The sequence below is a fragment of the Streptomyces sp. FH025 genome, assembly GCF_017427025.1.
In the GTDB taxonomy this organism is placed as follows: Bacteria; Actinomycetota; Actinomycetes; order Streptomycetales; family Streptomycetaceae; genus Kitasatospora.
Genome location: NZ_JAFLNG010000049.1, coordinates 1 through 22,154, shown reverse-complemented (window position 1 = coordinate 22,154; position 22,154 = coordinate 1). Strand labels below are relative to the sequence as shown.

Sequence of the window (22,154 nt, the reverse complement as noted above, 5' to 3'; positions counted from 1 at the left end):
ACGACCGCGACCAGTGGTCGGCGATCAGCGGTCGCGCTCGACCCGGGAGACGTCCCAGACCGGCTCCGGCGACTCGTAGACCCGGCCGTCGGCGCCGAAGACCAGGAAGCGGTCGAAGGTCTTGGCGAACCAGCGGTCGTGGGTGACGCACAGCACCGTGCCGTCGAAGGCCTCCAGCCCGGTCTGGAGCGCCTCGGCGCTCTCCAGGTCCAGGTTGTCGGTCGGCTCGTCGAGCAACAGGGCCGTCACACCGGAGAGTTCGAGCTTGAGGATCATCAGCCGGGCCTGCTGCCCGCCGGACAGCGACTCGAACCGCTGCTCCTCCTGGCGGTCCAGCTCGTAGCGGCGCAGCGCGCTCATCGCGGCGCCGCGGCTGAGCGCGTGCTCCTCCTCCAGGATCGAGCGGACCGTCCGGCCGAACAGCTCCGGGTGCGCGTGGGTCTGCCGGAAGTGGCCGGGGACGACCCGGGCGCCGAGCTTCCAGTCGCCGGTGTGCGCGACGGTGTCGTCCCCGGCCAGCAGCCGCAGGAAGTGCGACTTGCCGGAGCCGTTGGAGCCGAGCACCGCGACCCGCTCGCCGTAGAAGACCTCCAGGTCGAAGGGCTTCATCAGCCCGGTGAGCTCCAGCTTCTCCATGGTGAAGGCCCGGACGCCGGTGCGCCCGCCCTTGAGCCGCATGGTGATGCTCTGCTCGCGCGGCGGCGCCTCCGGCGGGCCGGCGTCCTCGAACTTCTTCAGCCTGGTCTGCGCGGCGCTGTACCGGGAGGCCATGTCGTGGCTGACGGAGGCGGCCTGGCGCAGGGTGACGACCAGCTTCTTGAGCTTGGCGTGCTCCTCGTCCCAGCGGCGGCGCAGCTCCTCGAAGCGCTCGAAGCGGGCCTTGCGGGCCTCGTGGAAGGTGTCGAAGCCGCCGCCGTGCACCCAGACGCTGCTGCCGGCCGCGCCGGTCTCGACGCTGATGATCTTGTCGGCGGTGCGGGAGAGCAGCTCGCGGTCGTGCGAGATGAACAGGACGGTCTTCGAGGTGGCCTTGATGGCCTCCTCCAGCCAGCGCTTGGCCGGGACGTCCAGGTAGTTGTCGGGCTCGTCGAGCAGCAGCACCTCCTCGGGGCCGCGCAGCAGGGCCTCCAGCACCAGGCGCTTCTGCTCGCCGCCCGAGAGGGTGTTCAGGCCGCGCCACTGGGCCTTGTCGAAGGGCATGCCCAGGGCCGCCATGGTGCAGACGTCCCAGTCGGTCTCGTAGTCGTAGCCGCCGACGTCCGCCCAGTCGGAGAGCGACTGGGCGTAGGCCATCTGCGTCTTCTCGTCGTCCTGGGCGATCATCGCCAGCTCGGCGGCGTCCACCGCGCGGGCGGCCTTGGCGATCCGCTCGGGGGCGACCGAGACCAGCAGGTCGCGCACCGAGGCGTCGGCCGGCAGCGCGCCCGGGGTGGCCTGCTGGTCCTCACGGCCGGTGGTGCCGACGAACTGGCGCATCACGCCGAGCCCGCCGCTGATCGTCACGGTGCCGCCGTGCGGCTGGATGTCCCCCGCGATCATGCGCAGCAGGGTCGTCTTGCCCGCCCCGTTGGCGCCGACCAGGGCGACCGCGGCGCCCTCGCCGACCCGGAAGGACGCGTCGTCGAACAGCACCCGCCCGTCCGGCAGGTAGTACTCAAGGTGCGAAATCTCGACGTGTCCCATGAGGGCGATTGTCCCAAGCGGACGCGCCGGACCAAAACGGATTATGCGGAGACCGGCTGCCCCGGGAGGGTGCGCATCCGCCTGGCCTGGCGGTTCCGCTCCGCGAGCTGGTCCTCCGGCGGGTAGCCGACCTCCTCAAGGGTGAGCCCGTACGGCCGGATCACGTTGACGGCCGAGTTGCGGACCCCGCCGGCCAGCACCTCGCCGGGGAACTCCACCGGCCGGTGCCCGTCGCCGACCAGCAGCATCGCGCCGACCAGCGCCCGGACCATGTTGTGGCAGAAGGCGTCCGCCCGGACGGTGGCGACCGCGAGCGAGCCCTCCTGGGCGGCGTACGTGTCCACCGGGACGCGGTCCCAGCGCAGTTCCAGCAGGGTGCGGATGGTGGTGGCGCCCTCGCGCTTCTTGCAGTACGCGGCGAAGTCGTGCTCGCCGAGCAGCAGTTCGGCGGCCGCGTTCATCCGGTCGAGGTCGAGCGGGCGGTCGTGCCAGAGCACGTGGCCGCGCAGCAGCGGGTCGACCCCGCCGGGGTGGTCGGCGACCCGGTAGGCGTACCGGCGCCAGATCGCCGAGAAGCGGGCGTCGAACCCGGCCGGCGCCTCGCCGACCCGGTAGATCCGGACGTCCCCGGGCAGCCGGCCGGCCAGCCGGCGCAGCAGCTTCTCCCGGTGCGCCGCCCACAGCTCGGCCGGCAGGTCGACGTGGGCGACCTGGCCGCGGGCGTGCACCCCGGCGTCGGTGCGGCCGGCCACGGTCAGCGGGAAGAGCTCCTGGCTGCGGGTGACGACCTGCAGCGCGGTCTCGATCTCCTCCTGGACCGTCCTGCGGCCGCCCTTCTGACGGGCCCAGCCGGAGAACTCGGCGCCCTGGTAGGCGAGGTCGAGCCGGACCCGGACGTACCCGTCGGCCGGACCGTCCTTCACCGGCGGCTGCTCGGCGCAATCGTTGACCACTGCTCTTCCTCTCCCAAGACAAGGAACGGGCCCGCTCCCCCATCACTGGGAGAGCGGGCCCGCAACACACCTAGCGGTGTCAGGCCTGCTCGGCGGCCTCGGCCTCGTCGGCCTTGGTCTCGACGGCGGCGGCCTCGTCGGCCTCCTTGACGGCGCGCTTGGTGGCGGCCTCGGCCTCGCCGACGGCGGTCTGCGCGACGGTCAGCGCCTCGACCAGCTCGATCACGGCCATCGGGGCGTTGTCGCCACGACGGGGACCGATCTTGGTGATGCGGGTGTAGCCACCCGGGCGGTTCTCGTAGCGCGGCGCGATCTCGGTGAAGAGGGTGTGCAGGACCGACACGTCGGTGATGGTCTTGCGCACCAGGCGACGGTTGTGCAGGTCGCCCTTCTTGGCCTTGGTGATCAGCTTCTCCGCCAGCGGGCGCAGGCGGCGGGCCTTGGCCTCGGTGGTGGTGATGCGGCCGTACTGGAACAGCTCACGGGCCAGACCGGCGAGCAGCAGCGGCTCGTGGTGCGGGCCACCGCCCAGACGGGCACCCTTGGTGGGACGCGGCATGGAATTACTCCTCGAATCTCCGACTGCGGCCGTACCAGGTACCGCAGCGGGCGTACGGGCACTGTGCCCGCACGACTTTCACGACGACGGGGGCGGTCCTCGGAAGAACCGCCCCCGCGGTCAAGTCTCTCAGTACTGCTCGGTCTCGGCGTAACCCGCGTCGTCCAGGTCGTCGGCGCCGAAGGCGTCGGCGGCCGCGGTCGGGTCGAACCCGGGCGGGCTGTCCTTGAGGGCCAGGCCCATGCCGGCCAGCTTCGCCTTGACCTCGTCGATCGACTTCGCACCAAAGTTGCGGATGTCGAGCAGGTCGGCCTCGGAGCGGGCGACGAGCTCACCCACGGTGTGGATGCCCTCGCGCTTGAGGCAGTTGTAGGAGCGGACGGTGAGCTCCAGCTCCTCGATCGGCAGCGCCAGGTCGGCGGCCAGGGCGGCGTCCGTCGGGGACGGGCCCATGTCGATGCCCTCGGCGTCGATGTTCAGCTCGCGGGCGAGGCCGAACAGCTCCACCAGGGTCTTGCCGGCCGAGGCCATGGCGTCGCGCGGACGCATGGCGGGCTTGGTCTCGACGTCGACGATCAGCTTGTCGAAGTCGGTCCGCTGCTCGACACGGGTGGCCTCGACCTTGTAGGTGACCTTCAGCACGGGGCTGTAGATCGAGTCGACCGGGATGCGGCCGATCTCCTGGCCGGAGGCCTTGTTCTGGACGGCGGAGACGTAGCCGCGACCGCGCTCGACGGTCAGCTCCATCTCCAGCTTGCCCTTGCCGTTCAGCGTGGCGAGGACCAGCTCGGGGTTGTGCACCTCGACACCCGCCGGCGGGGCGATGTCGGCGGCGGTGACGACACCCGGGCCCTGCTTGCGCAGGTACATCACGACCGGCTCGTCGTGCTCCGAGGAGACGACCAGCTGCTTGATGTTGAGGATGAGGTCGGTCACGTCCTCCTTGACGCCCGGCACGGTGGTGAACTCGTGCAGGACGCCGTCGATGCGGATGCTGGTGACAGCGGCACCCGGGATCGACGACAGGAGCGTGCGGCGCAGGGAGTTGCCGAGGGTGTAGCCGAAGCCCGGCTCCAGCGGCTCGATCACGAACCGCGAGCGGAACTCGTCGACGACCTCTTCGGTCAGCGAGGGACGCTGAGCGATAAGCATGGGGTTTCGATCCTCCAGTCTTCGGCGCCCACTATTTGACGCCGAACGAATGGCCATGAGGCGGTGGCCTCACGCCAAGCGTACGGGCTCCCGCAGAAAACGGGAGCCCGTACGAGGTTTAAAGCAGAACCCAGTGTGCCCGGGTCGCCCCGAAGGGACGATACGGGTCAGACGCGGCGGCGCTTCGGCGGACGGCAGCCGTTGTGCGGGGTGGGGGTGACGTCCTGGATCGAGCCGACCTCCAGGCCGGTGGCCTGGAGCGAACGGATCGCGGTCTCGCGGCCGGAGCCCGGACCCTTCACGAAGACGTCAACCTTGCGCATGCCGTGCTCCTGCGCGCGACGGGCAGCGGCCTCGGCGGCCATCTGCGCGGCGAACGGGGTGGACTTGCGCGAGCCCTTGAAGCCGACGTGGCCGGCGGAGGCCCAGGAGATCACGTTGCCCGCGGGGTCGGTGATCGAAACGATGGTGTTGTTGAACGTGCTCTTGATGTGCGCGTGGCCGTGAGCGACGTTCTTCTTTTCCTTGCGGCGGATCTTCTTCGCGCCGGCAGCCTGACGACCCTTGGGGGGCATAAGTCTGTTCTCCTACTGAGGTGGTCGGTCCGCTGACCCGCGGGCCGGAGGGATGTCCGGTTACGGGACGGACTACTTCTTGCCCGGCTTCTTCTTACCGGCGATCGCGCGACGCGGGCCCTTGCGGGTACGCGCGTTGGTGTGGGTGCGCTGACCGCGGACCGGCAGGCCGCGGCGGTGACGCAGACCCTCGTAGCAGCCGATCTCGACCTTGCGGCGGATGTCGGCGGCCACCTCGCGGCGGAGGTCACCCTCGACCGTGAAGTTGGCGTCGATGTACTGGCTCAGCTTGACCAGGTCGTCCTCGGAGATGTCGCGAACGCGGACATCCGGGCTGACACCGGTCTCGGTGAGGGTCTGCTGGGCGCGGGTACGGCCGATGCCGTACACGTAGGTGAGGGCGATCTCGATCCGCTTCTCACGGGGGAGATCAACGCCGGCGAGGCGTGCCATTCATGGCTCCTGTGGTTCTTCAGAGGTCTGGCGTGCCACCTACTCCGACACCTCACGGTGAGGGAGCCCCGGCCTCTGACCGGGGGCGGCAGTCCGTCCCTCCCGGGACGGATCGGGTGACCCGCTTATGACGTTTTCGCGTCGCGCGAAGTACTACGAGAAATGCTGGAGAGAGATCAGCCCTGGCGCTGCTTGTGGCGCAGGTTGTCGCAGATCACCATGACCCGGCCGTGGCGGCGGATCACCTTGCACTTGTCGCAGATCTTCTTGACGCTCGGCTTGACCTTCATGTTTCAGGTTCTCCGGGTCTAGATCTGACGTTCTTACTTGTAGCGGTAGACGATCCGGCCGCGCGTGAGGTCGTAGGGGCTGAGCTCCACGACGACCCGGTCGTCCGGCAGGATGCGGATGTAGTGCATGCGCATCTTGCCACTGATGTGCGCGAGGACCTTGTGACCGTTCTGCAGCTCGACCTTGAACATCGCGTTCGGAAGAGACTCGATCACGGTGCCCTCGATCTCAATGGCGCCTTGCTTCTTAGCCATGAACTGCGAGATCCACCTTCCGGGACCGGCTACCGTATGCGGAACGCTCGTGCGAACCTGGGTTCACCCCACCCCCGAGGGGAAGAGGGCGTGCTGAAGCACGCTACGAGTGAGCCGACGGTCCATCCTACGCCAGCGCGTCCGGTGGACCAAAACCGGGGCCCGGAAGGCGGCGACCGTCACACCCGTCCGGCTCAGACCCCGGTGGTGGCGGTCAGCGGATCGACGTGGGCGGTGCAGGCCGAGCAGCGGCTGGCGGCCTGGGGGATCTCGGTCAGGCACTCGGGGCAGGGGCGCTTCGGGGTCTTCGGCTTCTTCGGCAGGTAGCGCTCGGTGGCCTTGGTGATCGGCAGCACCACGCAGAAGTACAGCACCGCGGCGGTCATCAGGAACGCGATCAGCACGTTCAGGAACTGGCCGTACGGGAACGTGACTCCGGCCACCGTCGCCGAGTAGGCGCTGAAGTCGCCGGCCGCGCCGACCACCACGCCCACCACCGGGGTGAGGAAGGCGGACACGAAACCGGTCACCACGGCGGTGAAGGCCGAGCCGATGACGACACCGACCGCCATGTCGACGACGTTGCCGCGCATCATGAAGTCGCGGAATCCCTTGAGCACGTGCTCTCTCCTGCTCGCTCGTAAGCCACTTGTTGCCACTGCCAGCGGATAAAAATAGGACAAAAGCCCTGGAGGTCCAAACCTCCAGGGCTCTGATCCCGCGTCATGGGCGGCGGTCGGGCGCCGTCGCGACTACGCCAGCGGGTCCGGAGCGGCGGTGATGCCCAGCTTGGCCAGCTCGGCCTTGCCGCCGTCGAAGGCGGTCAGCACCAGCGGGCCCTGCTCGGTCACGGCCACCGAGTGCTCCCAGTGCGAGGCCCAGGTGCCGTCGTTGGTGACGACCGTCCAGTCGTCCTCCAGCACGGTGGTGTGCGGGGTGCCCAGCGAGACCATCGGCTCGATCGCCAGCACGGTGCCGGGGACGAGCTTCGGGCCCTTGCCGCGGCCGCGCTCGACGTAGTTCAGCACGTGCGGCTCCATGTGCATCGCGGTGCCGATGCCGTGGCCGCCGTAGCCCTCGGTGATGCCCCACTTGCCCTTGGGGGGCAGCGGCTGGCGGCGGATGTAGCCCTCGATCGCCTTGGAGACGTCGACCAGGCGGTTGTTCTTCTTCATCTGGGCGATGCCGGCCCACATCGAGCCCTCGGTCACCCGGCTCAGCATCTCGACCTCGGGGCGGACCTCGCCGACCGCCACGGTGATCGCCGAGTCGCCGTGCCAGCCGTCCAGGATGGCGCCGCAGTCGATCGAGATGACGTCGCCCTCCTGCAGCACCCGGTCGCCGGGGATGCCGTGCACGACCTCGTTGTTCACCGAGGCGCAGATCACGCCCGGGAACCACAGACCACCGTGGTGGGCGCGGAAGTTCGAGGTGGCGCCGTGGTCGGTGATGACCTTGTCCGCGATGTCGTTGAGCTCCTGGGTGGTCACCCCCGGAGCGACCGCCTCACGGCAGGCCTTCAGCGCCTCGGCGACGACCAGCCCGGCCGCTCGCATCTTCGCGATCTGCTCGGGGGTCTTGATCTCCACCATCTGGTCACGCCTTCCAAGTCCGGATTACCACTGCATACCACCGTACGACGCCGAAACGGCCGGGTCGCCCGCTCTCACGGGCGACCCGGCCGTACACGTGCGTACGTTCGCCGAGAAACTCAGCTGTCCTGCTTCAGCGCCTCGATCGCGCGGGCGGTGACCTCGTCCACCTTGCCGAGGGCCGAGATCGTCGCCACCAGGCCCTGCTGGGCGTAGTAGTCGATGATCGGCTCGGTCTCCGTGTGGTAGACCTCCAGGCGCGTGCGCACCTTCTCCTCGGTGTCGTCCGAGCGCTGGTACAGCTCGCCGCCGCACTCGTCGCAGACGCCCTCGACCTTCGGCGGGTTGTAGTCCACGTGGAAGACGTGGCCACCGTCGTTGCGGCACAGGCGCCGACCCGCGATCCGCTTGACGACCTCGTCCTCGGGGACCTCCAGGTCCAGCACGCCGTCCAGCTTTATGCCCTGCTCGCCCAGGAACTCGTCCAGCGCCTTGGCCTGGCCCAGGTTGCGGGGGAAGCCGTCGAGCAGGAAGCCGTGGGCGGCGTCCGGCTGCAGCATGCGGTCCTTGGCCATCCCGATGGTGACCTCGTCCGGCACCAGGCGGCCCGCGTCCATGTAGCTCTTGGCCTCGAGCCCCAGCGGGGTGCCCTGGCCGATGTTCGCGCGGAACAGGTCGCCGGTGGAGATGTGGGGGATGGACAGGGTCTTGGCGAGCAGGTGCGCCTGAGTACCCTTCCCGGCCCCGGGAGGACCAACGAGGACGATACGCATCAGCGGAGGAACCCTTCGTAATTGCGCTGCTGGAGCTGGCTCTCGATCTGCTTAACAGTTTCGAGTCCGACGCCGACGACGATGAGCACGCTGGTGCCGCCGAACGGGAAGTTGGTCTGCTGTCCGAAGGCGACCAGGGCGATCATCGGGATCAACGCGATCAGGCCCAGGTAGAGCGAACCCGGCCACGTGATTCGGGTCAGCACGTAGTTCAGGTACTCGGCCGTCGGGCGGCCGGCCCGGATGCCCGGGATGAAGCCACCATACTTCTTCATATTGTCGGCGACTTCTTCGGGGTTGAAGGAGATCGCGACGTAGAAGAAGGCGAAGAAGACGATCAGCAGGAAGTAGGTGGCCATGTAGATCGGGTGGTCACCCTTGACGAAGTTCCGGTTGATCCACACCGCCCAGCCCGCCTGGCTGTTGGTCAGCTGGACCACCAGGGCCGGGATGTACAGCAGCGACGAGGCGAAGATGACCGGGATGACACCGGCCTGGTTCACCTTGAGCGGGATGTAGGTCGACGTCCCGCCGAACGCCCGGCGGCCGATCATCCGCTTCGCGTACTGGACCGGGATCCGGCGCTGGGCCTGCTCGACGAAGATGACCAGCATCACGACGATGATGCCGACCGCGACCACGGAGAGGAACTCGACCCAGCCGCCGCCGATGGTGCCGGACTGCTTGATGGCCCACATCGAGGACGGGAACTGCGCCGCGATCGAGGTGAAGATCAGCAGCGACATGCCGTTGCCGATGCCGCGGTCGGTGATCAGCTCACCCAGCCACATGATCACGGTGGTGCCGGCGGTCATCGTGATCACCATGACGGCCACCCGGAAGACGCCGGTGTCCGGCACGATCTGGTTGGCCAGCGGGCAGCCGGAGAACAGCGCGCCGCTGGAGGCCGTCGCCACGATGCCGGTGCCCTGGAGCACGGCGAGCGCGATGGTCAGGTAGCGGGTGTACTGCGTGATCTTCGTCTGGCCGGCCTGGCCCTCCTTCTTCAGCGCCTCCAGTCGCGGGATCACGACGGTGAGGAGCTGGAGGATGATGCTCGCCGTGATGTACGGCATGATGCCGAGGGCGAAGATCGTCAGCTGGAGGAGCGCGCCACCGCTGAACAGGTTGACGAGTCCGAAGAGGCCGTTGTTCTTGCTCTCCTTCACGCACTCGTTCACGGCCGTGAAGCTCACGCCCGGAATCGGGATGTGCGAGCCCAGCCGGAACAGCACCATGATGCCCAGCGTGAACAGCAGCTTCTTGCGCAGGTCGGGCGTCTGGAACGCCCGCGCGAACGCACTGAGCACGGTGCCTCCTGCGCCTCCCGCGCGTCGTCGGCGGGAGGGTCGGTCCTGAATGGGGAGTTTGCGGTTCGGGCTCCCGTACAGACGGCACAGGCGAGCCTACGCGCAGCCTACAAGGGAACTCCACGGACTCTAACAGTGCCTGGCCACTCGGAAGAAGCGCGTACGGCCGCTCCCCCACTCACGGGGTACGGGATGCCCGGGTTTGCCACACAAAAGAACGAGGGACGTTCCGGCCCCGGGCCGTCCGAAAACCGTGGGGTCCGGAAACGGCACGAGCCCCGCACCTCCCGGAGGAGGTGCGGGGCTCGTTGACGGTTGTCAGCGGGCTCAGACGAGCTCGGTGACCGTACCGCCGGCGGCCTTGATCTTCTCGGCGGCCGAGCCGGAGACGGCGTCGACCGTCACCTGCAGCGCAACCGAGACCTCGCCGGTGCCGAGCACCTTGACGAGGGAGTTCTTGCGGACCGCACCCTTCGCGACCAGGTCCTCGACCGTGACCTCGCCACCCTGCGGGTAGAGCTCGGCCAGCTTGTCGAGGTTGACGACCTGGAACGTGATCTTGAACGGGTTCTTGAAGCCCTTCAGCTTCGGCAGGCGCATGTGGAGCGGCATCTGGCCACCCTCGAAGCGCTGCGGAACCTGGTAGCGGGCCTTGGTGCCCTTGGTACCACGACCGGCGGTCTTACCCTTGGAGCCCTCACCACGACCCACGCGGATCTTGTCGGTCTTGGCACCCGGGGCGGGACGCAGGTTGTGGATCTTGATCGGGTTGTCGCCCATGATCAGTCCACCTCCTCAACCGTCACCAGGTGACGGACCGTGTGGGCCATCCCGCGGATCTCGGGACGGTCCTCCTTCACCACGACGTCGTGCATGCGCTTGAGACCAAGCGAACGCAGGGTGTCACGGTGGTTCTGCTTGCTGCCGATGTACGACTTGGTCTGCGTGATCTTCAGGCGAGCCATCAGGCGCTCACCCCAGCAGCACGCGCCCGCAGCAGAGCGGCGGGAGCCACGTCCTCCAGCGGCAGGCCACGACGGGCGGCGATCTCCTCGGGGCGGACGAGGCCCTTCAGAGCAGCCACGGTGGCGTGCACGATGTTGATCGCGTTGTCCGAGCCGAGCGACTTCGACAGGATGTCGTGGATGCCGGCGCACTCCAGGACGGCACGCACCGGACCACCGGCGATAACACCGGTACCGGGGGCGGCGGGCTTCAGCAGCACGACGCCGGCGGCCTTCTCACCCTGAACCGGGTGAGGGATGGTGCCCTGGATACGGGGGACGCGGAAGAAGTTCTTCTTGGCCTCCTCAACGCCCTTGGCGATGGCGGCCGGAACCTCCTTCGCCTTGCCGTAACCGACACCCACGGTGCCCTCGCCATCGCCCACCACGACGAGCGCGGTGAAGCTGAAGCGACGGCCACCCTTGACAACCTTGGCGACACGGTTGATCGCGACGACGCGCTCGACGTAAGCGGTCTTCTCGACAGCCTGGGCGTTGCCCTGACCGTCACGCTTACGGTCGCGCCGCTCGCCACCCGTGCCGCGACCGGCGCCGCCTTCGCGGCGCTGGGGTCCAGCCATTGGAATTACCTCTCTCGTTTACGTCCGTCGACAGAGTCGACGAGCGGCTTAGAAGTCGAGCCCGGCCTCGCGAGCCGCGTCCGCCAGAGCGGCGATGCGGCCGGCGTACCGGTTGCCCGCGCGGTCGAAGACGACCGACTCGATGCCGGCGGCCTTGGCGCGCTCGGCGACCAGGCTCCCGACCTTCTTGGCCAGCTCGGTCTTGTCGCCCTCGGTGCCCTTGATGGACACGTCGAGGGTGGACGCCGACGCCAGGGTGTGACCCTTGGCGTCGTCGATGACCTGGGCGACCATGTGACGGTTCGAACGCGTCACGACGAGGCGCGGACGCACCTCGGTGCCGACGACGCGCTTGCGAACGCGGATCGCGCGGCGCTTGCGAGCGGCGCTCTTGTAGGCGTTGCCCTTGCCGATCTTGACAGAGACACTCATCGCTTACTTACCACTCTTTCCGACCTTGCGGCGGATGACCTCGCCCGCGTACTTGACGCCCTTGGCCTTGTACGGGTCGGGCTTGCGCAGCTTGCGGATGTTCGCGGCGACCTCGCCGACCTTCTGCTTGTCGATGCCGTCCACGTGGAACTTGGTGGGCGACTCGACGACGAAGGAAATGCCCTCCGGCGCGGTGACCAGGATCGGGTGGCTGTAGCCCAGCGCGAACTCCATGTCGGAGCCCTTCGCCGTGACTCGGTAACCAACACCGCTGATCTCCAGCGACTTGCGGTAGCCCGCGGTCACGCCGGTGATCATGTTCGCCACCAGCGTGCGGGTCAGGCCGTGCAGGGCCTTCGAGCGACGCTCGTCGTTCGGGCGGGTGACGAGCACGGTGCCGTCCTCGCCCTTGCCGATCTCGATCGGCTCGGCGACGACGTGGGTGAGGGAGCCCTTGGGGCCCTTCACCGAGACCGCCTGGCCATCGATGGTGACGTCCACGCCAGCGGGGACCTGGATGGGCAGCCGTCCAATGCGCGACATTGCTGTACCTCCGTTTCCCGAATTACCAGACGTAGGCGAGAACTTCTCCGCCTACGCCCTTCTTGGCGGCCTGCTTGTCGGTCAGGAGGCCGGACGACGTGGAGATGATCGCCACGCCCAGGCCGCCGAGAACCTTCGGCAGGTTGGTGGACTTTGCGTAAACACGCAGACCCGGCTTGCTGATGCGCTTGATGCCGGCGATGGAGCGCTCACGGTTGGGGCCGAACTTGAGCTCGATGGTCAGCTTCTTGCCGACCTCGCCCTCAGCGGGCTCCTCAACCTTGTAGGAGGAGATGTACCCCTCCTGCTGCAGGATCTCGGCGACGTGCGCCTTGATCTTGCTCGACGGCATCGCGACGGAGTCGTGGTACGCCGAGTTCGCGTTACGCAGACGCGTGAGCATGTCTGCGATGGGGTCGGTCATGGTCATGATGGCCTCAGGCCTCTCTCGCCGTGGTTTCTCCGCGCCAGGTCCCCCCTACGCACTCTCGCGAGTTCGCCGGGGGCACAAGCGCAGGGGACCTGCGACGTAGTAAGACTGGGTGCGAGCCCTCCCAGAAGAGGGCCACGGGCATCCATGGGGAAGCCGTGGCAGGGGGCCCGACCCCACTACCTTACGGGAATCCGTACGGCAGGCCCAAAACGGACCGGTGTGGGATCGGGCACCTCTGCTTCGCTGCGTGCCTAAAGCTCCGGAATTACCAGGAGCTCTTGGTCACGCCCGGCAGCTCGCCGCGGTGCGCCATCTCACGGAGGCAGACACGGCACAGGCCGAACTTGCGGTACACCGAGTGCGGACGGCCGCAGCGCTGGCACCGGGTGTAGGCCCGGACGCCGAACTTCGGCTTGCGCTCGGACTTCGCGATGAGGGACTTCTTCGCCATTGGCTCACGCCTCCTTGAACGGGAAGCCCAGAGCGCGCAGGAGCGCCCGGCCCTCGTCGTCGGTCTGAGCGGTGGTCACGACGGTGATGTCCATACCGCGCTGACGGTCGACCTTGTCCTGGTCGATCTCGTGGAACATAACCTGCTCGGTCAGACCGAAGGTGTAGTTGCCACGGCCGTCGAACTGCTTCGGGGAGAGGCCACGGAAGTCACGGATACGCGGCAGGGCCAGCGAAACCAGACGGTCCAGGAACTCCCACATGCGGTCACCGCGGAGGGTGACGTGGGTGCCGATCGGCTGGCCCTCGCGCAGCTTGAACTGCGCGATGGACTTGCGGGCCTTGGTCACGGCCGGCTTCTGACCGGTGATCGCGGTCAGGTCGCGGATCGCGCCCTCGATCAGCTTGCTGTCACGAGCAGCCTCGCCGACACCCATGTTGACCACGACCTTGACCAGGCCGGGGATCAGCATGACGTTCTCGTACTTGAACTGCTCGTGCAGCTGACCCTTGATCTCGGAGTTGTAACGCTCCTTGAGACGGGGGGTCACCTTCTCAACAGTCGTCTCAGACATCAGATGTCCTCACCGGTTCGCTTGGCAACGCGGATCTTGTTGCCCTCGTCGTCGAAGCGGTAGCCAACGCGGGTGACGACCTTCTTGCCGTCCTTCTCCACGACCAGCTGGACGTTGGAGACGTGCACCGGGGCCTCGACGGTGACGATGCCACCCTGAGTGCCCGGACCCGGCTTGGTGTGCTTCTTGACCCGGTTCACACCCTCGACGAGGACCTTGTTCTCAGCCGGCAGGGCCTGGATGACCTTGCCCTGCTTGCCCTTGTCCTTGCCGGTGATGACCTGAACCAGGTCACCCTTCTTGATCTTCATGCTGTTCGCCATGGGTTAGAGCACCTCCGGCGCCAGCGAGATGATCTTCATGAACTTCTTGTCGCGCAGCTCGCGGCCCACCGGGCCGAAGATGCGGGTACCGCGGGGGTCACCCTCGGTGTTCTTGAGGACGACGGCGGCGTTCTCGTCGAACCGGATGTAGGAACCGTCCGGACGACGGCGCTCCTTCACGGTACGGACGACGACGGCCTTGACCACGTCACCCTTCTTCACCGAGCCACCGGGGATCGCGTCCTTGACGGTCGCGACGATGACGTCCCCGATTCCGGCGTAGCGGCGACCGGAGCCACCGAGAACACGGATGCAAAGGATCTCCTTGGCACCAGTGTTGTCGGCAACACGCAGTCGCGACTCCTGCTGGATCACAGCTTTCTCCTGATCGTCAACGAGAGTCGACGGGCCGGCCGCTGCTCACACCGGCGTCCCACTGGGACCCGCTGCACATACGGCCGTACCACATCGGCTTCGTTACTTGGCCTTCTCGAGGATCTCGACGACGCGCCAGCGCTTCGTCGCGGACAGCGGGCGGGTCTCCGCGAGGAGGACCCGGTCGCCCACGCCGCACGCGTTCTGCTCGTCGTGCGCCTTCAGCTTGTTCGTACGGCGAATGACCTTGCCGTACAGAGCGTGCTTGACGCGGTCCTCGACGGCGACGACGACGGTCTTGTCCATCTTGTCGCTGACGACGAGACCCTCACGGGTCTTGCGGAAACCGCGCGTCTCGTTGGTGTTCTCAGTCATCAGGCGTTCTCCACCGTCTCGATGCCCAGCTCGCGCTCGCGCATCAGGGTGTAGATCCGCGCGATGTCCTTGCGGACGAGCTTGAGCCGTCCGTGGTTGTCGAGCTGCCCGGTCGCCGCCTGGAAGCGGAGGTTGAACAGCTCCTCCTTGGCCTCGCGAAGCTTGGCAACGAGGGCCTCGTTGTCCAGCTGACGAAGCTCAGCAGCCTTGGTAGCGGCCGACATCAGCTTTCACCGTCCTCGCGCCGGACGATCCGGCACTTCATCGGAAGCTTGTGCGCGGCACGGGTGAGCGCCTCGCGCGCAATCTTCTCGTTCGGGTACGACAGCTCGAACATGACCCGACCCGGGTGCACGTTCGCGATCCACCACTCCGGCGAACCCTTACCGGAACCCATGCGGGTCTCGGCCGGCTTCTTGGTGAGCGGGCGGTCCGGGTAGATGTTGATCCAGACCTTGCCACCACGACGAATGTGACGGGTGATCGCGATACGAGCCGACTCGATCTGACGGTTCGTCACGTAGGCCGGGGTCACGGCCTGGATGCCGTACTGGCCGAACGCCAGCTCGGTGCCACCCTTCGAAGCGCCGCGGCGCTTCGGGTGGTGCTGCTTGCGGTGCTTGACCCTACGGGGGATCAGCATTGGGGTCAGGCCTCCGTTCCGGTGTTCTCAGCAGCCGGAGCCTCGACGGCCGGGGCCGCGGGGGCCTCGGCAGCGGCGGGACGACGGCCACGGCCACCGCGCTCGCCACCACGACGCTCGCCACCGCGGGCGGGACGACCACCCTCGGGACGGGCCGGGCGGTTGCCCGAGCGGGCAGCGGCGTTCTCAGCGCGGACCTCGGCGATGTTCTTGACGTCGCCCTTGTAGATCCAGACCTTCACGCCGATGCGGCCGAAGGTGGTCTTGGCCTCGAAGAAGCCGTAGTCGACGTTCGCACGCAGGGTGTGCAGCGGCACGCGACCCTCGCGGTAGAACTCCGAACGGCTCATCTCGGCGCCGCCGAGACGACCGGAGCACTGGACCTTGATGCCCTTGGCGCCGGACTTCATGGTGCCCTGCATCGACTTGCGCATGGCACGGCGGAAGGAGACGCGGGAGGACAGCTGCTCCGCGACGCCCTGAGCCACGAGCTGGGCGTCCAGCTCGGGGTTCTTGACCTCGAGGATGTTCAGCTGGACCTGCTTGCCGGTCAGCTTCTCGAGGTCGCCGCGGATGCGGTCGGCCTCGGTGCCACGGCGACCGATGACGATGCCGGGGCGAGCGGTGTGGATGTCAACGCGGACGCGGTCGCGGGTGCGCTCGATCTCGACCTTGGAGATGCCGGCGCGCTCCATGCCCTTCGTCATCATGCGACGAATGGCGACGTCTTCCTTGACGTAGTCCTTGTACAGCTTGTCGGCGTACCAGCGGGACTTGAAGTCCGTGCTGATGCCGAGGCGGAACCCGTGCGGGTTAACCTTCTGGCCCATTACCGGGTCCCTTCCTTGCTGCTGACGACCACGGTGATGTGGCTGGTCCGCTTGCGGATCCGGTAGGCACGGCCCTGGGCACGCGGACGGAACCGCTTCAGGGTCGGACCCTCGTCAACGTACGCCTCGGAGATGTAGAGGTCGTCCACGTTGGAGTGGTTGTAGTTGTGCGCGGCGTTGGCGATGGCGCTGTCGAGCACCTTGCCGACCGGCACGGTGGCGGCCTGCGGAGCGAAACGCAGGACGGCCTGGGCCTCCGTGGCATTCATGCCACGGATGAGGTCCACCACGCGGCGGGCCTTCATGGGCGTCACGCGGATGTACCGCGCCTGAGCCCTGGCTTCCATGGTTGTCCCCTTAATGGAGTAAGTCATTGAGTCTTTTTGGCGCGCAAGCTCAGGCTTAGCGACGCTTCGACTTCCGGTCTTCCTTCACGTGGCCACGGAAGGTGCGGGTCGGAGCGAACTCGCCGAGCTTGTGGCCGACCATCGACTCGGTGACGAACACCGGGACGTGCTTACGGCCATCGTGAACCGCGATCGTGTGACCGAGCATGCTCGGGGAGATCACGGAACGACGGGACCAGGTCTTGATGACGTTCTGGGTACCCGCCTCGTTCTGAGCGTCCACCTTCTTGATGAGGTGGCCGTCGATGAAGGGGCCCTTCTTGAGACTGCGCGGCATCTGACCTGCTCCTAGCGCTTCTTGTTGGTCTTGCGGCGGCGCACGATGAGCTTGTCCGACGCCTTGTTCGGGCGACGGGTACGGCCCTCGGGCTTACCCCACGGCGAGACCGGGTGGCGACCACCGGAGGTCTTACCCTCACCACCACCGTGCGGGTGGTCGATCGGGTTCATGGCGACACCACGCACGGTCGGGCGGACGCCCTTCCAGCGCATGCGGCCGGCCTTGCCCCAGTTGATGTTCGACTGCTCGGCGTTGCCGACCTCGCCGACAGTGGCGCGGCAGCGCGCGTCGACCAGGCGGATCTCACCGGAGGGCATGCGCAGGTGCGCCATCTTGCCCTCACGCGCCAGCAGCTGGATGCCGGAGCCGGCCGAGCGGGCCAGCTTGGCACCGCCGCCGGGACGCAGCTCCACAGCGTGGATGGTGGTACCGACCGGGATGTTGCGCAGCGGCAGGTTGTTGCCCGGCTTGATGTCGGCGCCAGCGCCGTTCTCGATCCGGTCACCCTGCGTGATGCCGCGCGGCGCGATGATGTAGCGCTTCTCGCCGTCCGCGTAGTGCAGGAGCGCGATGCGCGCGGTGCGGTTCGGGTCGTACTCGATGTGTGCGACCTTGGCCGGCACGCCGTCCTTGTCGTGACGACGGAAGTCGATCACGCGGTAGGCGCGCTTGTGACCGCCACCCTGGTGGCGAGCGGTGACACGACCGGCGTTGTTGCGGCCGCCCTTGCTGTGCAGCGGGCGAACCAGCGACTTCTCCGGGGTGGACCGCGTGATTTCTACGAAGTCGGCCACGCTGGAGCCGCGACGGCCCGGCGTAGTCGGCTTGTACTTGCGGATGCCCATTTGGCTCTCTCGTCCTCGTCCTAATCGACGATCACGATCTCCTGATTCAGGAGACCGGACCACCGAAGATGTCGATGCGGTTGCCCTCGGCCAGCGTCACGATGGCGCGCTTGGTGTCCTTGCGCTTGCCAAAGCCCGTCTTGGAGCGCTTGCGCTTGCCCTGACGGTTGATCGTGTTGACAGCCTCGACCTTGACCGAGAAGACCGCCTCGACGGCCTGCTTGATCTGGGTCTTGTTGGCGCCCGGCGACACGATGAACGTGTACTTGTTCTCGTCGAGGAGCGAGTAGCTCTTCTCCGAGATGACCGGCTTCACCAGGACGTCACGGGGGTCCGTGAACGTCTTGCTCGTAACGTCGCTCATCAGGCGGCGCTCCCTTCGAGCTCGCCCTCAGCGGCAACGGCCTTGGCGGACGCGGCCGGACCGGCCACGAAACGCTCGAAGGCGGCCTGGGTGAAGACCACATCGTCGGAGACGAGCACGTCGTAGGTGTTCAGCTGACCGGCGTCCAGGATGTGCACGTTCGGCAGGTTGCGAGCGGACTTGAGGCCCAGCTCGTCCGCGCGCTCGACGACCAGGAGGACGTTCTTGCGCTCGGTGATCTTGCCGAACAGGCTCTTGGCGGCCTTGGTCGACGGCGCCTCGGTCGCGGTCACGCCGGTGACGACGTGGATGCGGTTGTGGCGGGCCCGGTCGGTGAGCGCACCGCGCAGGGCGGCGGCGATCATCTTCTTCGGGGTCCGCTGCGAGTAGTCGCGCGGCACGGGACCGTGCACGACGCCACCGCCGGCGAACTGCGGCGCACGGGTCGAGCCCTGACGGGCGCGGCCGGTGCCCTTCTGGCGGTACGGCTTCTTGCCGCCGCCGCGGACCTCGCCACGAGTCTTGGTCTTGTGGGTGCCCTGACGGGCCGCAGCGAGCTGCGCCACGACGACCTGGTGCATCAGCGGAACGCTGACCTTCGCGTCGAAGATCTCAGCCGGCAGCTCGATGCTGCCGGTCTTGTCGCCAGCCGGCGACAGGATGTCAATGGTGCTCATATCCTTCACAGCCCCTTCGCCGCGGTGCGGACGAGGACGAGGCCGCCGTTCGGGCCCGGGACGGCGCCCTTGATGAGCAGCAGACCCTTCTCCGCGTCGACCGCGTGCACGGTCAGGTTCTGGGTGGTCACACGCTCGTGGCCCATCCGACCAGCCATGCGCAGGCCCTTGAACACACGGCCCGGGGTGGCGCAGCCACCGATGGAACCGGGCGAGCGGTGCTTGCGCTGGGTGCCGTGACCGGCGCCGAGACCCTTGAAGTTGTGACGCTTCATGACACCGGCGAAGCCCTTGCCCTTGGAGGTGCCGGTCACGTCGACCTTGACACCCGCCTCGAACAGCTCGGCGGTGATCTCCTGGCCCAGGGTGTACTCGGAGGCGTCCGAGGTACGGATCTCGACCAGGTGGCGGCGCGGGGTGACACCGGCCTTGGCGAAGTGGCCCGCGAGGGGCTTGTTCACCTTGCGGGGGTCGATCTCGCCGAAGCCGAGCTGGACGGCGCTGTAGCCGGCCGGGCTGTCGGCGGTGTGGACCTGGGTCACGACATTGGGCCCAGCCTTGACGACGGTCACCGGAACGACCCGGTTGTTCTCGTCCCAGACCTGGGTCATGCCGAGCTTCTCGCCCAGGATGCCCTTAATCTGCTTAGCCATCTTCGGTGCGCCTCTCAGAGCTTGATCTCGATGTCGACGCCAGCCGGCAGGTCGAGACGCATGAGCGAGTCAACCGTCTTCGGCGTGGGGTCGAGGATGTCGATCAGACGCTTGTGAGTACGCATCTCGAAGTGCTCGCGCGAGTCCTTGTACTTGTGCGGCGAGCGGATGACGCAGTACACGTTCTTCTCAGTGGGCAGCGGCACCGGGCCCGCGACCTGCGCACCAGTACGGATCACCGTCTCGACGATCTTCTTCGCCGAGGAGTCGATGACCTCGTGGTCGTAGGCCTTGAGCCGGATGCGGATCTTCTGTCCCGCCATGGCTACTCAGTAGTCCTTCTGTCGATAGTTGCCGCACGACTCCCCCTCCGACCCCCGCGCTCGGGCGTGTCGCACTCGCGCTTGCAAAAAACCGGCGAGCAAATCGTCGGTTTCGAACTTTCGGGGTGGGGGGAGCCGGGCCGAGGCCCCGCACACGCTTCCCGGAAGATTCCCGTACTTTCGCCCCGCAGCTGCCGTGGCGTAGAACTCACGCTTGACGGCCATCACGGGAACGACGAGTACATGGGACTCGCTTCCAGTCCTCCCGGCGGGAGGCGCGCAGCATCGGCACTCAACCGAGCAACTTGGACATACTGCCACATGGAGCAGCCCAAACGCCAATCGGGGCCGGTGAGACGCACCTCACCGACCCCGATCGTCACCCGTTCGGGATCACTTCTTCGGCGGGCGGCCGCAGACGACCTCCCAGTCCTTCCCGGTGTTGGCGCAGGAGAGCTTCTTCTGGTCCGGACCGAAGGTGTACTCGGACAGGTCCATGTTGATCGGGTTGCAGTCCTGCTTGCCCTTGTACGGCGAGTACTTGGGGCACTGGCCGTTGTCGAGCTGCTGCAAGTGCGCGCGCAGCGCGTCCAGGCCCATGTCCTCGACGCCCGGGTTGGTGGACGGCATGAAGCGGTTGGCCGACCAGGAGCCGCCCATGGTGGCGAACAGGGCGATCGCGCACACCAGACCGGCGGCCAGCTGGGCCATCACCCGCGGCGAGATCCGCGCGGCCCGGGCCGGGGCCACCTCCTGCAGCGTGCCGCGGACCCAGCCGAAGCCGCGCTCGTAGGTGAGCATCACGGCCATGACGGCGATGATGATCATGCAGTAGAAGATGATCCAGGTGGTGCGCGGGTACAGCTGGACGGCCTGGTTGTGCTCCATGTGGGAGGCGAACCAGAAGCGCAGCAGCCAGGCGCCGGCCAGGACGAAGCCCGCGGTGCGGACCACGACGTTGCGGAAGCCCAGGCCGACCCCGATGCCCACGCCGAGCAGCAGGAGCACGCCGAAGCCGGTCTGGCCGGCCAGCTCACCGGACTCCGGCCAGTTGTGGTACGTCAGGGTGCCGGCGCGGTCGGACGCCCAGCCCATGACGTACGCCGGGTCGATGTAGGTGTTGATGTAGGCGTACCGGTCCGTCGTGCTCGCGCCGAGGCGGGCCAGCTGGTACAGCAGCGGCGCACCGATCACGGCCGCCGTGACCAGCGTGGTGCCCAGGAAGACCAGCGCGCGCTTGAGGGCGGTCCGCCCGCGTCGCCACGGGAACACCAGCGCGGCCAGGAGGAACGAGCCCGGGGCCGCCCACAGGTACCAGCCCGAGTACCAGAGGAACATCACGCCGAACGCGGCGCCGAAGCCGAGGCCGCGCAGCGCCGCCGACCGGGTCGAGAGCTCGTCGGCCCGGCGGATCTCCCGGAAGCAGGCCGCCAGCAGCGGCAGCAGCACCAGCATGGAGCCGTGGCTGTAGGGGCGGATCGGGTCGAGGAAGACGATCGAGGTCGGCACCGCGACCGCCATCGCCCAGAACGGGCGCAGCAGCATCCGCCAGGACAGGTAGGCCATCGGCCCGACCAGCGCGCTGAGGATCAGCTGCAGGTCCTTGAGCGCGTGGCCCACGCCGGCGATGCCGTTGTGGAAGAGCTTGGCCCAGACGGCGAGCAGCGCGGGGAAGAGCGGGGGGTACACCCCGGGCAGGCTCTTGTGGCGGATCATGTCGTTGGCCATGCCCATGAGGTTGCCCGGGTCGCCCTCCTGGCCGCCGAGGCCCCAGGGCGTGCCGTGCAGGGCGACCGCGATGCCGCCGGCGACGACACCGGTGCCCAGGCCCGCGATGGCGGCGCACACCAGCCGCTGCGCGACCTGGTAGTAGCGCAGCGTGCCGCGGTAGGCGAGGAACAGCAGGACCGCGAGCACCGGGATGCCGAGGAGCGCCGCGTACTGCTGGATCTTGGCGAGGCCGCTGACCTGGCCGATCCGGGTGGTCGGGTTGACGCTGATGTGCGTGCACAGCAGCATGAAGCCGAGCCCGGCGACCACGCTGACCACGACCTCCGCCAGCGGGAGGAACCAGCGCTTCTCGGTCCACCGCGAAAAGCGGTCGCCCGGACGACCGGACACCGCCCCCTCGGAGGAGGCGGCTCTCACATCGCCGGGCGCGGTGGCACGGCCGCCGACCACGTCCGGGGCCAAATCCGTCATGTCTCTTCGCTTCCGTGAAGCGGCACACTGCCGCGGGGCGGACCGACTCGCCGGTGCGAGTGAAGTCAGCAGGCGCCGACCGGGCGCCCGGTCGTCACAGGTCGGCCGGATCTCCTTGAAGTGCGATGGACCGGCTGGTCGTCACCGGCGGCAGTGCCGGGCCCGGGCCGGGACTCATGGTAATCGCACGCCCAAGAGCGTGTCATGGCGCGCTGCCCGACCGTTCACCGGCCCTTTCTCCGCC

General features: G+C 67.7%; 34 protein-coding genes. All 34 read right to left on the bottom strand.

Translation table 11 applies throughout. The features are described from left to right. Positions 1–24: 24 nt before the first annotated feature. The 34 genes from J0670_RS06140 to J0670_RS05975 all read right to left on the bottom strand — a co-directional run bounded on the left by J0670_RS06140 (position 25) and on the right by J0670_RS05975 (position 21,910). Positions 25–1,683 carry an ABC-F family ATP-binding cassette domain-containing protein gene (locus J0670_RS06140; protein WP_207810350.1) on the bottom strand — a complete coding sequence of 553 codons (1,659 nt, stop codon included), beginning with the start codon at positions 1,681–1,683 and terminating at the stop codon, positions 25–27. Positions 1,684–1,724: 41 nt separating this feature from the next. After that, complete coding sequence (gene truA, locus J0670_RS06135) at positions 1,725–2,636, bottom strand: tRNA pseudouridine(38-40) synthase TruA (protein ID WP_207810349.1); 912 nt, start codon at positions 2,634–2,636, stop codon at positions 1,725–1,727. 79 nt (positions 2,637–2,715) lie between these two features. Continuing rightward, positions 2,716–3,195, bottom strand: a complete 480-nt coding sequence (gene rplQ, locus J0670_RS06130; protein WP_207810348.1) for a 50S ribosomal protein L17 — start codon at positions 3,193–3,195, stop codon at positions 2,716–2,718. Between the two features lie 129 nt (positions 3,196–3,324). Further along, the gene (locus J0670_RS06125; protein ID WP_030055844.1) at positions 3,325–4,347 is read right to left on the bottom strand and encodes a DNA-directed RNA polymerase subunit alpha; all 1,023 of its coding nucleotides are present in this window, start codon (positions 4,345–4,347) and stop codon (positions 3,325–3,327) included. Positions 4,348–4,514: 167 nt separating this feature from the next. After that, a complete protein-coding gene (gene rpsK / locus J0670_RS06120) occupies positions 4,515–4,922 on the bottom strand; it encodes a 30S ribosomal protein S11 (protein ID WP_030232513.1) in 408 nt (135 codons plus the stop codon). Positions 4,923–4,994: 72 nt separating this feature from the next. Next, on the bottom strand, positions 4,995–5,375 hold the full coding sequence (gene rpsM, locus J0670_RS06115; RefSeq protein ID WP_207810347.1) for a 30S ribosomal protein S13: 381 nt from the start codon (positions 5,373–5,375) through the stop codon (positions 4,995–4,997). Positions 5,376–5,551: 176 nt separating this feature from the next. Next, positions 5,552–5,665, bottom strand: a complete 114-nt coding sequence (gene rpmJ, locus J0670_RS06110) for a 50S ribosomal protein L36 (RefSeq protein ID WP_003956441.1) — start codon at positions 5,663–5,665, stop codon at positions 5,552–5,554. Between the two features lie 33 nt (positions 5,666–5,698). Next, complete coding sequence (infA, locus tag J0670_RS06105) at positions 5,699–5,920, bottom strand: translation initiation factor IF-1 (RefSeq protein WP_003956442.1); 222 nt, start codon at positions 5,918–5,920, stop codon at positions 5,699–5,701. A gap of 194 nt (positions 5,921–6,114) precedes the next feature. Then, positions 6,115–6,540 carry a large conductance mechanosensitive channel protein MscL gene (gene mscL, locus J0670_RS06100; protein ID WP_207810346.1) on the bottom strand — a complete coding sequence of 142 codons (426 nt, stop codon included), beginning with the start codon at positions 6,538–6,540 and terminating at the stop codon, positions 6,115–6,117. 132 nt (positions 6,541–6,672) lie between these two features. After that, a complete protein-coding gene (map, locus tag J0670_RS06095) occupies positions 6,673–7,512 on the bottom strand; it encodes a type I methionyl aminopeptidase (RefSeq protein WP_207810345.1) in 840 nt (279 codons plus the stop codon). 119 nt (positions 7,513–7,631) lie between these two features. Next, on the bottom strand, positions 7,632–8,285 hold the full coding sequence (locus J0670_RS06090; protein WP_207810344.1) for an adenylate kinase: 654 nt from the start codon (positions 8,283–8,285) through the stop codon (positions 7,632–7,634). Then, positions 8,285–9,595, bottom strand: a complete 1,311-nt coding sequence (gene secY, locus J0670_RS06085) for a preprotein translocase subunit SecY (protein WP_207810343.1) — start codon at positions 9,593–9,595, stop codon at positions 8,285–8,287. Before secY ends, J0670_RS06090 begins: the two co-directional genes overlap by 1 nt. A gap of 327 nt (positions 9,596–9,922) precedes the next feature. Beyond that, positions 9,923–10,375 carry a 50S ribosomal protein L15 gene (gene rplO, locus J0670_RS06080; protein WP_030280790.1) on the bottom strand — a complete coding sequence of 151 codons (453 nt, stop codon included), beginning with the start codon at positions 10,373–10,375 and terminating at the stop codon, positions 9,923–9,925. A gap of 2 nt (positions 10,376–10,377) precedes the next feature. Further along, positions 10,378–10,560 carry a 50S ribosomal protein L30 gene (gene rpmD, locus J0670_RS06075; RefSeq protein ID WP_030055835.1) on the bottom strand — a complete coding sequence of 61 codons (183 nt, stop codon included), beginning with the start codon at positions 10,558–10,560 and terminating at the stop codon, positions 10,378–10,380. Continuing rightward, the gene (gene rpsE / locus J0670_RS06070; RefSeq protein WP_207810342.1) at positions 10,560–11,180 is read right to left on the bottom strand and encodes a 30S ribosomal protein S5; all 621 of its coding nucleotides are present in this window, start codon (positions 11,178–11,180) and stop codon (positions 10,560–10,562) included. The genes rpmD and rpsE overlap by 1 nt, the downstream gene beginning before the upstream one ends. Before the next feature lie 48 nt (positions 11,181–11,228). Next, complete coding sequence (rplR, locus tag J0670_RS06065; protein WP_031063032.1) at positions 11,229–11,612, bottom strand: 50S ribosomal protein L18; 384 nt, start codon at positions 11,610–11,612, stop codon at positions 11,229–11,231. 3 nt (positions 11,613–11,615) lie between these two features. Then, a complete protein-coding gene (rplF, locus tag J0670_RS06060) occupies positions 11,616–12,155 on the bottom strand; it encodes a 50S ribosomal protein L6 (protein ID WP_207810341.1) in 540 nt (179 codons plus the stop codon). 22 nt (positions 12,156–12,177) lie between these two features. Further along, positions 12,178–12,585, bottom strand: a complete 408-nt coding sequence (rpsH, locus tag J0670_RS06055; protein WP_207810340.1) for a 30S ribosomal protein S8 — start codon at positions 12,583–12,585, stop codon at positions 12,178–12,180. Positions 12,586–12,853: 268 nt separating this feature from the next. Next, positions 12,854–13,039 carry a type Z 30S ribosomal protein S14 gene (locus tag J0670_RS06050; RefSeq protein ID WP_030055830.1) on the bottom strand — a complete coding sequence of 62 codons (186 nt, stop codon included), beginning with the start codon at positions 13,037–13,039 and terminating at the stop codon, positions 12,854–12,856. Between the two features lie 4 nt (positions 13,040–13,043). Further along, the gene (rplE, locus tag J0670_RS06045) at positions 13,044–13,613 is read right to left on the bottom strand and encodes a 50S ribosomal protein L5 (RefSeq protein WP_207810339.1); all 570 of its coding nucleotides are present in this window, start codon (positions 13,611–13,613) and stop codon (positions 13,044–13,046) included. Beyond that, entirely contained in the window at positions 13,613–13,924 is a 312-nt protein-coding gene (gene rplX, locus J0670_RS06040; protein ID WP_100892787.1) for a 50S ribosomal protein L24, read from the bottom strand. The genes rplE and rplX overlap by 1 nt, the downstream gene beginning before the upstream one ends. Positions 13,925–13,939: 15 nt before the next feature. Next, positions 13,940–14,311, bottom strand: a complete 372-nt coding sequence (gene rplN, locus J0670_RS06035) for a 50S ribosomal protein L14 (protein ID WP_196949334.1) — start codon at positions 14,309–14,311, stop codon at positions 13,940–13,942. A gap of 102 nt (positions 14,312–14,413) precedes the next feature. Continuing rightward, the gene (gene rpsQ / locus J0670_RS06030) at positions 14,414–14,686 is read right to left on the bottom strand and encodes a 30S ribosomal protein S17 (RefSeq protein WP_030280777.1); all 273 of its coding nucleotides are present in this window, start codon (positions 14,684–14,686) and stop codon (positions 14,414–14,416) included. After that, positions 14,686–14,910 (bottom strand): 50S ribosomal protein L29, encoded by a 225-nt coding sequence (gene rpmC / locus J0670_RS06025; protein ID WP_031063040.1) that lies wholly within the window; start codon positions 14,908–14,910, stop codon positions 14,686–14,688. The genes rpsQ and rpmC overlap by 1 nt, the downstream gene beginning before the upstream one ends. Continuing rightward, positions 14,910–15,329, bottom strand: coding sequence for a 50S ribosomal protein L16 (rplP, locus tag J0670_RS06020; protein WP_207810338.1), 420 nt, complete (start codon positions 15,327–15,329; stop codon positions 14,910–14,912). Before rplP ends, rpmC begins: the two co-directional genes overlap by 1 nt. 5 nt (positions 15,330–15,334) lie before the next feature. Next, on the bottom strand, positions 15,335–16,159 hold the full coding sequence (rpsC, locus tag J0670_RS06015) for a 30S ribosomal protein S3 (RefSeq protein WP_097237487.1): 825 nt from the start codon (positions 16,157–16,159) through the stop codon (positions 15,335–15,337). Continuing rightward, a complete protein-coding gene (rplV, locus tag J0670_RS06010; RefSeq protein WP_030280773.1) occupies positions 16,159–16,506 on the bottom strand; it encodes a 50S ribosomal protein L22 in 348 nt (115 codons plus the stop codon). The genes rpsC and rplV overlap by 1 nt, the downstream gene beginning before the upstream one ends. A 55-nt stretch (positions 16,507–16,561) precedes the next feature. Further along, positions 16,562–16,843 carry a 30S ribosomal protein S19 gene (gene rpsS, locus J0670_RS06005; protein ID WP_030280772.1) on the bottom strand — a complete coding sequence of 94 codons (282 nt, stop codon included), beginning with the start codon at positions 16,841–16,843 and terminating at the stop codon, positions 16,562–16,564. A gap of 11 nt (positions 16,844–16,854) precedes the next feature. Then, entirely contained in the window at positions 16,855–17,691 is an 837-nt protein-coding gene (gene rplB / locus J0670_RS06000; protein ID WP_207810337.1) for a 50S ribosomal protein L2, read from the bottom strand. Positions 17,692–17,737: 46 nt separating this feature from the next. Beyond that, complete coding sequence (gene rplW / locus J0670_RS05995) at positions 17,738–18,055, bottom strand: 50S ribosomal protein L23 (protein WP_030280768.1); 318 nt, start codon at positions 18,053–18,055, stop codon at positions 17,738–17,740. Further along, the gene (gene rplD / locus J0670_RS05990) at positions 18,055–18,732 is read right to left on the bottom strand and encodes a 50S ribosomal protein L4 (RefSeq protein ID WP_207810336.1); all 678 of its coding nucleotides are present in this window, start codon (positions 18,730–18,732) and stop codon (positions 18,055–18,057) included. Before rplD ends, rplW begins: the two co-directional genes overlap by 1 nt. 5 nt (positions 18,733–18,737) lie before the next feature. Continuing rightward, a complete protein-coding gene (gene rplC, locus J0670_RS05985) occupies positions 18,738–19,385 on the bottom strand; it encodes a 50S ribosomal protein L3 (protein WP_207810335.1) in 648 nt (215 codons plus the stop codon). A 14-nt stretch (positions 19,386–19,399) separates the two neighbouring features. Continuing rightward, on the bottom strand, positions 19,400–19,708 hold the full coding sequence (rpsJ, locus tag J0670_RS05980; protein WP_012785157.1) for a 30S ribosomal protein S10: 309 nt from the start codon (positions 19,706–19,708) through the stop codon (positions 19,400–19,402). A 393-nt stretch (positions 19,709–20,101) separates the two neighbouring features. Beyond that, complete coding sequence (locus J0670_RS05975) at positions 20,102–21,910, bottom strand: hypothetical protein (RefSeq protein WP_207810334.1); 1,809 nt, start codon at positions 21,908–21,910, stop codon at positions 20,102–20,104. Positions 21,911–22,154 lie beyond the last annotated feature (244 nt).